Raw genomic sequence first — 13744 nt, forward strand, 5'->3', positions numbered from 1 at the left:
GTGTTTTGGATTGTAGAGTCGCACCGCAGTGCGTCTCACGCTAGATTGGTTTTGCCACAAAGTCGCGAAGGCACAAAGGTTTTTTTGTGTTTTGGATTGTAGAGTCGCACCGCAGTGCGTCTCACGCTAGATTGGTTTTGCCACAAAGTCGCGAAGGCACAAAGTTTTTTATTTTTCATTGTAGAGACGCACCGCAGTGCGTCTCACGCTAGATTGGGTTTTGCCACAAAGGCACAAAGACATAAAAAAATATTAATCATTATACAATCCAATGTCAGACGCACTGTGGTTCGCCTCTGTACTAAAAAATCTTCGTGCCTTTGTGCCTTCGTGGCAAAAAAACTTCGCGCCTTTGTGCCTTCGCGGCAAAAAAAACTTAGAACCTTAGTATCTTAGCAACTTAGAACCTTTAAAAAATGACCAAAATCCTACTGCTTTCCGATACTCACAGTCATATCGACGATACCATTTTAAAATATGTTGCTCAGGCAGATGAGGTCTGGCATGCTGGAGATATTGGAGATCTGACGGTTACCGATACCATTAAAAAACTAAAACCTCTCAGAGCGGTTTACGGAAATATCGATGACGCAAAAGCAAGATTAGAATTTCCGTTAAACAATCGTTTTTCATGCGAGAATGTTTCCGTTTGGATTACGCATATCGGAGGTTTTCCGGGAAAATACAATCAAAATGTTAGGGAAGAATTGGCTCTGAATCCGCCTAAATTATTTATTTGCGGACATTCGCATATTTTGAAAGTCATGTTTGATAAAAAGAACAATCTATTGCACATGAACCCAGGCGCGGCGGGAAAAAGCGGTTTTCATAAGGTAAGAACCATGCTTCGCTTTGTAATTGATGATGATAAAATCAAAGATTTAGAAATTGTCGAAATAGGAGCGAAGTAATTAGTGTGGCAGCGGAATCTGGATTTTTATTTTAGTTCCCAGATTTTCTTTGGAAACGATAGCTAAAGTTCCTTTATATTTTTTAATTCGGGCTCTAATTCTGTTTAAGCCGAAACCTTCTGCATCGTTTAATTTTTGGGTTTTAAAACCAATTCCGTCATCATGAATGCGCAGAATTAACTGATTTTCTTTTTCGGTCAAAGAAAGTTTTGCCTTTTTTGCATTGCTATGTTTGGTAATGTTGCTGAACAATTCGCTGACAATAAAATAGATTTTCATTTCGAATTTTTCAATATATCTTCTACTGGTTGGAATAGCACTTGAAAACGCAAATTCGATTGCCGAATTGGAGTTCTTTTCGCATAAATCTTCTAACGCATAAATCAATCCAAAACGAACCAAAAGCGACGGAACAAGATCGTGAGACATGTCTCGTAAAAGCTCATGCGCTTCAGAAAGGATTGTTTTTGCTTTCTGTATTTCGTTCGATTTTATATCGTGCTGTGCTGTAAAAGTATTTAAATGTAATCCCGCAGAAGATAATAGCGAATTGATGTTGTCATGCAGAAAAGAAGCAATTTTTTTACGCTCTATTTCTTGAGAATCAATGCTAGAATTGATAATGTTGAGAAGGATTTTTTGTTTCGTATCCTTTCTTTTTATTTTTTGTTTTAGTTTATTGTTTTGGTATAAAAAGTAAAACAAAAGAAAAATAATAACGATAAGTATTATAGATAAGCTAACGACTTTTTTATTTCGAAGCTGTTCTGTTTTGCTAACGTGATTTGGTTTGCTTACACTGCTTATCTCTGTCTGTGCCGCCCTTGCGTTTATTCTATCATTTGGCTGTGCTATGCTGGTGCTTTTAACGGCAAAAAGCAATAGCAAAGAGATAAGAAAGTTGAAACGAAACATTACAGGAATTTTTAAGGATTAATCAAATTGTTTTTGAGCGCATATTTTACCAAACCTATTGTGCTTTTAATATTCAGTTTCTTCATAATGTTTTTGCGATGTGTTTCAACAGTATGCGCGCTGATAAAGAGTTTTTCGCTGATTTCCTTTCCGCTGTATTCTAAGGCAATCAAAATAATGATTTCAAGTTCTCGCGGACTCAAAAGCGGATTCTCTATAATGGCATTCGGATTAAGTTTGGGATTGTCTTTGAAGGTGTTGAAGATTTTTTGTCTAACAGCATCACTAAAATATTCTTGACCTTGATAAACAGCTTCGACAGCTTCAATAATATTTTCGCCAGCACAATTTTTGGTCAAATAGCCTTTTGCTCCTAATTTCATTACCTCTTTAATGATTTTGAGATCATCGTAGCTGGATAAAATAATGACATTGCACGGCAGCTGTTTTTCGTTAAATTCCTTAAGGGTTTCAATGCCGTCTTTTTTGGGCATGCTGATATCTAAAATCAAAACATCGGCTTTGTCGTTTACAACATCGTCATAAACAGTAGTTCCGTCTAATGAAGTTCCTGCCACCTCAAAGTTTGAAACGGTTTGCAGTAGGTTTGAAAGACCATCAATGAGTACCTGATGGTCATCTGCAAGATGAATCCTTATTTTTGGTGTCATGATTATTTGAATTTGAAAATGCAAATTTATGACGTAAACAGATTTTTATTATGCTCTTTAGGTTTGATTTATAATACAATAGGGCATAAAAAAAACCCGAATATAGATTCGGGTTTTTCTTCGCACAAAATAAACTAAGTTTATAGGTTTACCTCAAACGATCAACAGATTTTACAAGATCTTCGTCCTTTTTGATGGCCTTATTAGCTAAAACTAATAACACGATAGCAACAATCGGCATGAACATCCCAATACCTTTCTCAGAGACTTCTGCCTCTCCAGATAAATTTAGTGATCGATATACAAATAATCCTAATAAAATTAAATTTAATATTATATTCAGTCTGTTTAGCACAAACTGATTTTGTCTCTTTTTAAATGAAATTATACTGATAATACTAAGCATAGTTGTTAAACCTAATATAAAAGTATAAAGCTGATCCTGCATAAAAAAGAATGGCTTTCCTGCACTAGTTGTCCAAAGCGGAACAAAAAGCATTAAAATGCCAGTTGCAGCAAAAGCTAGAAATAAATATACAGTTTGAATTCTTTGTATCATGGCCTAAAAATGTTTTACAAAAATATATTTTCTTTTTTTAAAATACTATTGTATGATAAAATTTTATTCGTATTATTGCATCATAATACCGTAAGCACTTCATACTGCGGTCAATTCAAATTAATTATCTACCTATTCTTTTTACAGTATTCCTTAAAATAATTAAATTCATAGAACATTCATGTTTGATATTTCTGCATTAAAAGAAATGAAGCTTGCTGAGCTTCAAGAAATAGCTAAGTTAGCTAAAACAATAAAGATTACTGGTGTCAAAAAAGAGACTTTAATTAGTCAGATTTTAGCACACCAAGAAGCATCTAATGCACCAGCTGAAGCTCCTCAAACAACAGCAGTTTCTGAAGCCAAAGAAGAAAAACCGAAACGCGCTAGAATTGCGCCAGCAAAACCAAAAGCAGCAAATACCAAAAATACTCCTGTTTTAGAATTTGATAAAGTAGAGGAAACTGTTCAAAATAACGATACTGCTGAAACAGTTCAGCCAATTGCAGAAACGGCAACTGAAGCAGTACAGGAAAATAAAACAGCTGCAAAAAAAGAGCCTAAAGTTGTAAAATTTAACAAACAGGCATACGAAAAGAAAGTAGCGCTGAAAAAGGAGAAAGAAATCGTAAAAGAAGTGGTTGCCACTGAAGAAGTTGCAGAAGCAGCTCCATCAGAATCAATAGTTTCTGAGCCAACAGCCGAAACAGCTGAAAAAACTCCACAAATTGCTCCTGCAAAAAAGATCAATCCGAATCAGAATAAAAATCAGAACCAGAACCAAAATCAAAACCCGAATCAGAACCAAAATCAGAGCGGGAATGGAAATGGAAACGGAAATCATAACAATCAAAACCCTAACCACAAGAATAAAAAGAACAATAATAACTTCAGAGATTCAGATTTTGAATTTGACGGAATTATTGAAAGTGAAGGCGTTTTAGAAATGATGCCAGACGGTTACGGATTTTTACGTTCATCAGATTATAATTATTTAGCTTCTCCAGATGATATTTATTTATCAACTTCACAAATCAGATTATTTGGTTTAAAAACCGGAGATACTGTAAAAGGAGTGGTTCGTCCGCCTAAAGAAGGTGAGAAGTTTTTTCCATTGGTTCGTGTGTTAAAAATTAACGGACACGATCCGCAAGTGGTTCGTGATAGAGTTTCTTTCGAACACTTGACACCAGTTTTCCCTTCAGAAAAATTTAAACTAGCCGAAAAAGGCAGTTCTATTTCAACAAGAATTATAGATTTGTTTTCACCAATAGGTAAAGGTCAGCGTGGTATGATCGTTGCTCAGCCTAAAACGGGTAAAACAATGCTTCTTAAAGATATTGCAAACGCAATTGCTGCTAATCATCCTGAAGTTTATTTGATTGTTCTTCTTATTGACGAGCGTCCAGAGGAGGTTACAGATATGCAAAGAAGTGTTCGCGGTGAAGTTATCGCTTCAACTTTCGACAGAGAGCCGCAAGAACACGTAAAAATTGCCAACATTGTATTAGAAAAAGCAAAACGTTTGGTAGAATGCGGTCACGATGTAGTGATTTTATTAGATTCTATTACTCGTTTAGCAAGAGCTTACAACACAGTTCAGCCAGCATCTGGAAAAGTATTAAGTGGAGGTGTTGATGCGAATGCATTACAAAAACCAAAACGTTTCTTTGGAGCTGCTAGAAATGTAGAAAACGGCGGATCTTTAAGTATTATCGCAACTGCATTAACAGAAACAGGTTCTAAAATGGACGAAGTTATCTTCGAAGAATTTAAAGGAACGGGTAACATGGAATTACAATTAGACCGTAAGATAGCCAATAAACGTATTTTCCCAGCAATCGATCTTACATCGTCTAGTACACGTCGCGATGACCTATTATTAGACGAAAAGACATTACAAAGAATGTGGATTATGCGTAAATATCTATCAGACATGAACCCAGTAGAATCTATGGACTTCGTAAACGACCGTTTCAAGAAAACGAAAAATAATGAAGAGTTTTTGATTTCGATGAATGATTAATTGAAAGGGACAAAGATTCAAAGTAACAAAGGGGCAAAGTTTTTGTCTTTGAGTTTAAAATATAAAATGCAATAAAAAGGATGAGTTAAAAACTCATCCTTTTTTTATTGGCAAAGATTAGAAGCTTCTGTCACTTTGAACCTTTGTCACTTTGTCACTATTTTTTATCAACTACCGGTCTTTCCGCTCTATTAGCCAAATCCCAAGCTAGTACAAAAGCCAATTTTGTTCTTTTAGTTAAAGCATCGTATTCGATTTTTTCTGGAGTATCGTCTTTTCCGTGGTAATCTTCGTGAACCCCGTTAAAGAAGAAAACAGATGGAATACCGTGTTTTGCAAAGTTATAGTGGTCAGAACGCTCGTAGAAATGGTTTGGATCTTTTGGATCATTAAATTTAAAATCTAAGTCCATTTTGATGTATTTGTCATTTTGAGAAACAACAGCATTGTGCAAGTCAGAAGATAATCTGTCTGCACCAATTACATACACATAATTGTTTGTGTTTGAATGCTCCACATCGCGACGTCCGATCATGTCAATATTGATATCTGCAATTGTGTTTGCGATTGGGAACAATGGATTTTCAGAATAAAAACGAGATCCGTGTAAGCCGTGTTCTTCGCCAGTTACGTGAAGGAACAAGATAGAACGTTTTGGTCCGTGTCCTTGTTTTTTCGCTTTAGCGAAAGCTTTAGCCATTTCAATAACTGCAACAGTTCCAGAACCATCATCGTCGGCTCCGTTGTAAACTTCTCCATCTTTGATACCCACGTGATCGTAGTGCGCAGAAATTACCAAAACTTCATTTGGTTTTTCTGTACCTTCAATATATGCCCAGATGTTTTCTGAATCTGGAAGGTTTTGATTGCGTTTTGCATTCATAAAAGTTGCAGGAACAGGCTGGTAGTAATTTGATGCTCCTTTTGGAAAAGACACGCCACTTTTTTTGTATTGCTCAATCATGTAAAGACCCGCTTTTTTCTGTCCTTGAGAACCTGTTTCGCGGCCTTCCATTTCATCAGAAGCGATAGTATAAAGCATTTTCTTTAAGTCTTTTTCGCTGATAGCTTTAACATATTTCGTTGGATCCGAATTGTCTTTAGATGCTGTTGACTGCGCGGTTTTACAAGAATACGCAGAAACAACTAGTAATAAAAGGAGTAATTTTTTCATTCCTATAGTTAGTGTAAATTAATAAATGTGTAAAGAACGTATAAAGTGAGTAAAAATAGGATAAATAGTGAGTTTATTATAAAAAGCAATACACTTTTAACAAATGACACTATTCTCGATTCGCCATAAAAACGGTGATGTGCAGGATAAAAATAATAACACATCCAGATGGTTCCTGCAAAATTGGTAATGGCAGATATATATAACAACGGACTATCTTTTCCAAAAAGACCAATACCTCTGTCAATTATAAACATAATTAGAAATATCAAAAGCAGAAACGAAAAATAATGAAGCGTAAATATGCCATGATCAAAGTAATACCATTTTTTCTTGCTATGAAACAGCCATAAAAAGAATGCGAAAAACGGCATAATTATAAATAGAATTTTGGGTAGATTATGAAAGAACGATTCTATGAATTTTATAATTATTTCTTTTTTGGTATATTTTTCAGTCACATGAACGGTTTTTTCATAAAACCAATACGAGGTTGCATTTAGCTTTTCGCTTTCCTTTCCATATTTCTGAATTGAATCGATTTCTCTCATTGGTTTCAATTGAAAATAGGACTTGTCCACTACTTTCGATTTCAAATATGATTTTTCTTTCCAGCTCTTCTTTTCTTTTGCAGCTTCTTTTTCAAAACTGGTTGTAATTTCCTTCTCATTTTTCGTTAGCTCATCCGTTAGATTATTTGGAAATAAAGCAATTAAAAGAAAAGTAATAAAACTGATAAAGATATAAAGACGAACCGGAGCCAGATAAGACAAACGCTTTCCTGAAAGATATTCTTTAGTTAGTGTTGAAGGCTTAAAAAGTAGATTTTTGATGGTTTTCCAAAATGCATTTTCATAGTGCGTTAAATCTTCGAAAAAGTGTACAAATAAATGATGAAAAGTCTTTCTCGAATCGCTGTTTTCCTGCCCGCAATTTGGACAGAATTTTTGTTCAACAACATGCCTGCAATTCAGACAGGTTTTATCTTCTCTAATTTTACTGTGTGACATTGGTTTATTTTGGTTTGTTTTCTAGGTAGTTTTTGGTTTATTTTTTCAGGACTTCATTTAAAAAGAGCTGTAAATGATCAAACGATCTTTTGGCAGCAACAGGATTGTAGGCCGCACCTTTAGAATTATCATTTCCAGCTTCAGGATTTGTAAAAGAGTGCACAGAGTTTGCATAATAAATCATTTGCCAATCGGCTTTAGAATCGCGCATTTCTTGTTGGAATGAAGCAATCTCGTCTTTAGAAACAAACGGATCATCAGCGCCATGACAGATTAAAACTTTTGTATTGATGGTTTCTGTTTTTCTGCTGGCATCTTTTCCTAAACCGCCATGAAATGAAGCTATTCCTTTTACATTCAAATGTCCGCGGGCTGCTTCTAAAACCCCAGTTCCGCCAAAACAATAGCCAATGGCAACAATGTTATCGGCATTTGCTCCCGCTTTTACCAATTCTTTTAAGGCAGCGTCGATACGCTTTTGATAAGCTTCGTAATTTGTTTTGTAAAACCCAGCTTGTTTTCCCGCTTCTCCAGTGTTTTTAGGATAATTTCCTTCACCGTAGATATCAGCGATAAAAACGTTATAACCTAGTTTAGATAATTCTTCTGCAATTCCTTTAGAAGCATTGTCAATTCCGAGCCAAGCAGGCAAAAGCAAGATTCCAGGATTATTGGTGCTTTTTTTAGCAGATTTTATAAATAAGCCATTTAACTGCTGGCTTCCTTCGATGTATTTTACAGGTTTTAATTGCGCATTCATAAGATTGGAAAATAAGATTGCACTGAATAAAATGATTATGCTGTTTTTCATGATTTCTTCAATTTTTAACAAATATCAGAAATATTATGTTACAAAAAAACCTCACAACTAAATTCTTGTGAGGTTTGTAACGAATATTTTGAAAGAGTATTTCTCTTCTTTATAGCGATATATTTCGCTTAAAAGCACAGCCCAGTTCTACAATAGAATCGGTTTTGGCAATGCCTGGAATTCCGTCGATTTTTTCGTAAAGAATGCGGCGCATGTGTTCGTGATTTTTGGCAATGATTTTTATGTAAAGCGTAAACGAACCCGTTACATAATAGCATTCTGTGATTTCTGGAATCTCTTTTAGCGCTTCAATAATACGATCAGAATCTGAATCTTTGTTCAGTGTAATTCCTGTGAACGAAGCCCAATCGTAGCCTATTTTTTTTTCTTGAATAATGGGTTTGATGCCACCAATTACACCTTGTTCAATCATTCTGTTAATACGCTGATGCACCATCGTATTTGATATTTTTAAATTAGCAGCTATGGCAGAAAAAGCCATTCTTCCGTCTTTTTCCAATTCCTTAATAATGCTAATATCAAATTCGTCTAATAATTCCATGCAGTAAAAAATCGTTTTAAAAATTGCGTTTTGTGATTCATAAAAGTAATTATTTTTTTTAATAAACATTCATAAAAGTATATTTCTGTTAAAGGGAATTTATCTTTTTTATAGTTAAAAAATATATGTTTTGACTTGTAATTTGTTATTTATAAGTCAAAATTTAATTCTAAAGCCTTTTTTTAATTTAATTTTGATATTTTTGTAGAAATAAAAAGCATATTATGATAAGTACAGAAAAAACACTTTCGTCAAAATCTGAAGTTTTGATTGAAAAAGAAAACAAATATGGAGCTCATAATTATCATCCGCTTCCTGTCGTTTTAGAACGCGGAGAAGGCGTATATGTTTGGGATGTTGACGGAAAGAAATATTACGATTTTTTGTCTGCATATTCTGCAGTGAATCAGGGACATTGCCATCCTAAAATTGTTAGTGCAATGGTGGAACAAGCGCAAAAACTGACTTTGACTTCTCGTGCTTTTTACAATGATAAATTAGGAAACTACGAAGAATACGTAACGAAATATTTTGGTTTCGATAAAGTGCTGCCAATGAATACGGGAGCCGAAGCGGTTGAAACAGCTTTAAAGATTTCTAGAAAATGGGCTTATGAAGTAAAAGGAATTCCAGAAAATCAAGCGCAGATTATTGTGTGCGAGAATAATTTTCACGGAAGAACAACGACAATTATCTCTTTTTCAAATGATGAAACGGCTCGTAAAAACTTCGGACCTTTTACTGACGGATTTATTAAAATTGAATATGATAATTTGGAAGCGCTAGAAAACGCTTTAAATTCATCTAAAAATATTGCAGGATTTTTGGTTGAGCCAATTCAAGGTGAAGCTGGAGTTTATGTGCCTTCTGAAGGTTATTTAGCGAAAGCGAAAGCACTTTGCGAAAAACACAATGTACTTTTTATTGCAGATGAAGTTCAGACTGGAATTGCAAGAACAGGAAAATTGTTAGCTGTTCATCACGAAAATGTGCAACCAGATGTTTTAATTTTAGGAAAAGCAATTTCTGGTGGGGTTTACCCAGTTTCTGCTGTTTTGTGTAATAATGAAATCATGAACGTTATTAAGCCCGGACAGCACGGTTCTACTTTTGGAGGAAATCCTGTTGCGGCGGCTGTTGCGATTGCTGCTTTAGAAGTAGTAAAAGACGAAAAACTGGCTGAAAATGCGGAACGTTTAGGAATTATTTTAAGAAAAGGATTAAACGAAATTGCAGAAAGAAATAACTTAATCACTTTAGTTCGTGGTAAAGGTTTATTAAATGCAATTGTAATCAATAGTGGCGAAGACTCAGATTTGGCTTGGGAAATCTGCTTGAAATTCAGAGACAATGGATTATTGGCAAAACCAACGCACGGAAACAAAATTAGATTCGCGCCGCCTTTGGTAATGACCGAAGCGCAAATTCACGAATGTTTGGAGATTATCGAAAAATCTTTGAATGAATTTAAAAACTAAGAAGTTCTCTTTTGAGATTTAAAATAGAAAAAGCAGCAAATTCAATTGCTGCTTTTTTTGTAGACACCATTTTTTTAAAAGCGGTTACTTATTCGGCAACCGCTTTTTTCATAATTGCTAAAAATATCAAAAAAAGCAATTATTTTTTTGCAGCAGCTCCAGGAATTAATTCTCCTTTTTGCTTGAATTTGCTGTATTCAACAACTCCTGTTTTATCTGCCCAGTCAAAATATTTAGCCGAAAGATCGTTTACAATCCCTGCATTTTGAGCTGCAACGTTTGTTGTTTCGCCTCGGTCTGCTTCAAGATCGTAAAGTTCCCATTGGTAAGAAGGGTAGATCGAAACCAATTTCCATTTTCCTTCTCTCACAGCTCGGTTTCCAGCTCTCTCCCAAAATATCGGAGCGCCTCGATTTACTTCAGAAGCATTGTCAAATAAGACAGGCAATAAACTTTTACCTGCTAGCGGATTAGAATTTACACCATTAAGCGTTTTTGGATATTCAATTCCAGCCAATTCGTAAAAAGTAGGAGCAAGGTCAATAATATGTCCCGTTCCTTTATCGATTCTTCCTGCTTTAATTTTTGAAGGGTACCAAGCTATAAATGGAGAACTGAAACCGCCTTCATGCATATTGTTTTTATAATCCTGTAACGGAGTATTCGATAAATAAGCCCAGTTTTGTTCCTGATAATCAAAAGATCCAGAAGAACCAATTGGCCCATCGTTGCGAACTAAACCTCTTTTTAACGGATTGTAAGTATTAAATCCGCCTTGAGCGCCATTGTCGGCAATGAAAACAATCAACGTGTTTTTGTCTTTTTTCAACGCTTTTAACTTGTCTAAAACTTTACCCACGTTTTGATCCATGTTGTCGACCATTGCGGCGTAAACTTCCATTTTAGCTTTCCAGAATTGTTTTTCGTCATACGTTAATTTGTCCCATTCTGGAACTTCTGGATCGCGTGGAGCGATAGTTTGGTTAGGAAGCAGAATCCCGTTTTCTCTTAATTTTTTAATTCTTTTTTCTCTCAAAACATCCCAGCCTTCATCAAATTTGCCTCTGTATTTGGCAATATCAACTTGTTTCGCCTGCAATGGCCAGTGCGGTGCCGTAAAAGCCAAATACAAGAAGAAAGGTTTGTTTTCTTTGTTTTGTTCGTCTAAGAAAGTAACCGCATTGTTTCCGATTTCATCTGTAAAGTAATACGAATCATCTTTTGGATGCAGTTCTTCATTGTTGCGAATCATTTTTACAGGATAAGCCGTTTTTCCGAATGGAAGCGGTTTGGTATCAAAATAATTTGCCGCGCCTTTTAAGATTCCGTAAAACTTATCAAAACCTCTTTGATTCGGCCATTGCGCTTGATCTTCTGACCCAACATGCCATTTTCCAGACATTAAAGTGCTGTAACCGCCCGAACGGAAAACTTCTCCTAAAGTCAGAGATTCTTTGTTCAAATAACCTTGATAAGCCGGCAAACCTAAATTCACATCAAAATAACCCACTCCCGCTTTGTGCTGATATTGTCCCGTTAATAAAGAAGCTCTTGTAGGCGCACAAATGGAGTTGTTGTAAAATTCACGAAGACGTGTTCCTTCTTTTGCCAAACGGTCTAGATTTGGGGTTTTGATTTCAGATCCGTAGTTTCCTAAATCTGAATAACCCATATCATCAACCATGATCAAAATTACGTTTGGTTTTGAAGATGCGTTTTGGGCATCGATTTCAGCAGCACCTATTATTCCCGTCAGCAAGACTGAGAATAAAATGTTTATTTTTTTATTCATTTTATTATAATTTACCGTTAGTATATTTTAATTCGTTTTTTGAAACACATAGAGACATAGATTTTTTTTGCTTTTGAAAAGAATACAAAAGAGAAATTTATTTCTTTACACATAGTCTATGTTTATTTAAACAAGTGAAACGCCTTTACGCAGCATTATAAACTATGTTTCTATGTGTTTAAATTTGCTCTCGCAGATTTAGCTGATTTTACAGATTTTTTAATCTATCTATTCTTTGTAATCTCTGTGTATTCAAACAAGTGAAACGCCTTTAAGCAGCATTATGATCTATGTTTCTATGTGTTTAATTTGCTCTCGCAGATTTAGCAGATTTGGCAGATTTTTTAATCCATTTAATCCGTGTAATCTGTGGCAAAAAATTATTGTCTCCAAGCCGGAACCTGCTTCAAATTCGGATTCAAATCCAATTCTCTCTGCGGAATCGGGAAATGAACATGTTTGGGCTGTGCATTCGTTTTTCCTGCCGCTTTTAGTTTTGCGACAAAATAATCTGGACCTCTTCTAGCCAAATCAAACCAGCGCTGATATTCATAAACCAATTCTTTTCTTCTTTCTTCAAAAACCGCTTCTCTAAAATCATCCTGACTTAGTGCTGGCGAAGTTTCTGCTAAAAGTGGAATCCCAGCTCTAGTTCTCACGCGATCAACCGCTGCATACGCTTCTGCAGTTGGTCCGCTGTTTTGCTCGTTTAGAGCTTCTGCATAAATCAATAGTACTTCTGCAAATCGTATAATTGGCGTATTTTTAGAAGATTGTCCAGGCGAAGTTGGCGTTGCAGGATCAAAATATTTATTGAAATGCGGCGTAACTTTATACGTTTTTCCGTCCGTCGGGCTCACAAATTCTACTGCAAAAGTGATGTACTTTCTTTTATCTGTTTCAGCGAAAGCTTCAAAAAGTCCGCCTTCTTTGTGTAAAGCATCGGCTTGATCGCCAGCAATTCCGGGAACAGAAGTTGGTGCAGCCGTAGAAGCCAACATATTTCCGTTCCAATTGGTTAAACCTTTAAACTGAGCAGAGAAAATATGTTCTTTTCCGTTTTTAGTAGCAACATTAAAAACGTCAGCATAATTTTCGAATAAATCATACACTTTGCTGTCAATGATTTCTTTGCTTTTTTCGGCTGCTTTCTGCCATTTTTTTTCCGTTAAATACACTTTTGCTAAAATACTTTTTGCAGCACCAGCAGTTACACGGCCTTTATTTTGCTGCACTACAGGAAGCGCTTCAGCATCAATCAGATCGTTTTCAATTTGCGTGTAAACTTCTGCTTCTGGCGTGTTGCTTACATTGATGGCTTCTGACGATAAAACAGTCGTTTCGTGCAGAACGAGCGGCACATCTCCAAACCATCTTACCAAATTGAAATATAAAAGAGCTCTTAAAAACTTCGCTTCATTAATCAAATCTTTGTCTTTTTGCGAATTCAGATTTGGATTTTTAGCAATATTATCAATCGCAGCATTGGCTCTGTTGATTCCGTCATAACTTTGTCTCCATATCTCAATCATACGATCGTTGGAAGCATCGTGAGTCAAGTTAGATAAAGCTCTAACATGCGCATTTCTAGCTCGCGGTCCCGCTTCGTAATCGTCGGTTGCCATTTCGGTCGAAATCTGAATTAATCGATTGTATAAAGTGTGCGTGGAACTATTGATCGCGTTATGAATGGCAATAACAGCAGCATCTGCATCTTCGGTTGTTTTATAAAAATTGGTAGACGAAATAAAAGCTTTTGGATCTTCGTCTAAAGAATTGCAGGCACTTATTAAAAAGAGCGCTGCGAAACTGAATATAAGGGTCTTTTTCATGAT

General features: G+C 35.6%; 12 protein-coding genes. 3 read left to right on the forward strand and 9 right to left on the reverse strand.

The features are described from left to right. The first annotated feature begins 416 nt into the window (after window positions 1-416). The gene (locus AC3E9W_RS07460) at window positions 417-911 is read left to right on the forward strand and encodes a metallophosphoesterase family protein (RefSeq protein ID WP_488767837.1); all 495 of its coding nucleotides are present in this window, start codon (window positions 417-419) and stop codon (window positions 909-911) included. Here AC3E9W_RS07460 and AC3E9W_RS07465 read toward each other — a convergent pair whose 3' ends face one another. The 3 genes from AC3E9W_RS07465 to AC3E9W_RS07475 form a co-directional block, all read right to left on the reverse strand. Then, complete coding sequence (locus tag AC3E9W_RS07465) at window positions 912-1826, reverse strand: sensor histidine kinase (RefSeq protein WP_488767839.1); 915 nt, start codon at window positions 1824-1826, stop codon at window positions 912-914. Window positions 1827-1837: 11 nt separating this feature from the next. Next, a complete protein-coding gene (locus tag AC3E9W_RS07470; protein WP_306159949.1) occupies window positions 1838-2497 on the reverse strand; it encodes a response regulator transcription factor in 660 nt (219 codons plus the stop codon). A gap of 148 nt (window positions 2498-2645) precedes the next feature. Further along, entirely contained in the window at window positions 2646-3056 is a 411-nt protein-coding gene (locus tag AC3E9W_RS07475; protein ID WP_456896390.1) for a DUF4293 domain-containing protein, read from the reverse strand. A gap of 181 nt (window positions 3057-3237) precedes the next feature. Here AC3E9W_RS07475 and rho point away from each other — a divergent pair, with 181 nt between their 5' ends. Next, a complete protein-coding gene (rho, locus tag AC3E9W_RS07480; protein WP_488767841.1) occupies window positions 3238-5082 on the forward strand; it encodes a transcription termination factor Rho in 1845 nt (614 codons plus the stop codon). Between the two features lie 157 nt (window positions 5083-5239). Here rho and AC3E9W_RS07485 read toward each other — a convergent pair whose 3' ends face one another. The 4 genes from AC3E9W_RS07485 to AC3E9W_RS07500 all read right to left on the reverse strand — a co-directional run bounded on the left by AC3E9W_RS07485 (window position 5240) and on the right by AC3E9W_RS07500 (window position 8639). Then, window positions 5240-6256 (reverse strand): M28 family peptidase, encoded by a 1017-nt coding sequence (locus tag AC3E9W_RS07485; protein WP_488767842.1) that lies wholly within the window; start codon window positions 6254-6256, stop codon window positions 5240-5242. Window positions 6257-6264: 8 nt separating this feature from the next. Continuing rightward, entirely contained in the window at window positions 6265-7266 is a 1002-nt protein-coding gene (locus AC3E9W_RS07490) for a DUF3667 domain-containing protein (protein ID WP_488767844.1), read from the reverse strand. A gap of 37 nt (window positions 7267-7303) precedes the next feature. After that, window positions 7304-8077 carry a dienelactone hydrolase family protein gene (locus AC3E9W_RS07495; RefSeq protein WP_488767846.1) on the reverse strand — a complete coding sequence of 258 codons (774 nt, stop codon included), beginning with the start codon at window positions 8075-8077 and terminating at the stop codon, window positions 7304-7306. Window positions 8078-8186: 109 nt separating this feature from the next. After that, window positions 8187-8639 (reverse strand): Lrp/AsnC family transcriptional regulator, encoded by a 453-nt coding sequence (locus AC3E9W_RS07500; protein ID WP_057116602.1) that lies wholly within the window; start codon window positions 8637-8639, stop codon window positions 8187-8189. A 224-nt stretch (window positions 8640-8863) separates the two neighbouring features. Here AC3E9W_RS07500 and rocD point away from each other — a divergent pair, with 224 nt between their 5' ends. Beyond that, a complete protein-coding gene (gene rocD / locus AC3E9W_RS07505; RefSeq protein ID WP_488767848.1) occupies window positions 8864-10117 on the forward strand; it encodes an ornithine--oxo-acid transaminase in 1254 nt (417 codons plus the stop codon). Between the two features lie 139 nt (window positions 10118-10256). Here the strand turns inward: rocD and AC3E9W_RS07510 are convergent, their stop codons facing one another. Both AC3E9W_RS07510 and AC3E9W_RS07515 read right to left on the reverse strand, forming a co-directional pair. After that, window positions 10257-11909, reverse strand: a complete 1653-nt coding sequence (locus AC3E9W_RS07510) for an arylsulfatase (protein ID WP_306159934.1) — start codon at window positions 11907-11909, stop codon at window positions 10257-10259. Window positions 11910-12289: 380 nt separating this feature from the next. Further along, the gene (locus AC3E9W_RS07515) at window positions 12290-13741 is read right to left on the reverse strand and encodes a RagB/SusD family nutrient uptake outer membrane protein (protein WP_488767850.1); all 1452 of its coding nucleotides are present in this window, start codon (window positions 13739-13741) and stop codon (window positions 12290-12292) included. Window positions 13742-13744 lie beyond the last annotated feature (3 nt).

The sequence above is a fragment of the Flavobacterium sp. 38 genome, assembly GCF_057799715.1.

Bases quoted from the DNA above. Each gene is read 5' to 3' on its own strand.
- AC3E9W_RS07500 (WP_057116602.1), bottom strand. From the start codon at position 8,639: ATGGAATTATTAGACGAATTTGATATTAGCATTATTAAGGAATTGGAA.
- AC3E9W_RS07465 (WP_488767839.1), bottom strand. From the start codon at position 1,826: ATGTTTCGTTTCAACTTTCTTATCTCTTTGCTATTGCTTTTTGCCGTT.
- AC3E9W_RS07475 (WP_456896390.1), bottom strand. From the start codon at position 3,056: ATGATACAAAGAATTCAAACTGTATATTTATTTCTAGCTTTTGCTGCA.
- rho (WP_488767841.1), top strand. From the start codon at position 3,238: ATGTTTGATATTTCTGCATTAAAAGAAATGAAGCTTGCTGAGCTTCAA.
- AC3E9W_RS07485 (WP_488767842.1), bottom strand. From the start codon at position 6,256: ATGAAAAAATTACTCCTTTTATTACTAGTTGTTTCTGCGTATTCTTGT.
- AC3E9W_RS07515 (WP_488767850.1), bottom strand. From the start codon at position 13,741: ATGAAAAAGACCCTTATATTCAGTTTCGCAGCGCTCTTTTTAATAAGT.
- AC3E9W_RS07470 (WP_306159949.1), bottom strand. From the start codon at position 2,497: ATGACACCAAAAATAAGGATTCATCTTGCAGATGACCATCAGGTACTC.
- rocD (WP_488767848.1), top strand. From the start codon at position 8,864: ATGATAAGTACAGAAAAAACACTTTCGTCAAAATCTGAAGTTTTGATT.
- AC3E9W_RS07490 (WP_488767844.1), bottom strand. From the start codon at position 7,266: ATGTCACACAGTAAAATTAGAGAAGATAAAACCTGTCTGAATTGCAGG.
- AC3E9W_RS07495 (WP_488767846.1), bottom strand. From the start codon at position 8,077: ATGAAAAACAGCATAATCATTTTATTCAGTGCAATCTTATTTTCCAAT.
- AC3E9W_RS07460 (WP_488767837.1), top strand. From the start codon at position 417: ATGACCAAAATCCTACTGCTTTCCGATACTCACAGTCATATCGACGAT.
- AC3E9W_RS07510 (WP_306159934.1), bottom strand. From the start codon at position 11,909: ATGAATAAAAAAATAAACATTTTATTCTCAGTCTTGCTGACGGGAATA.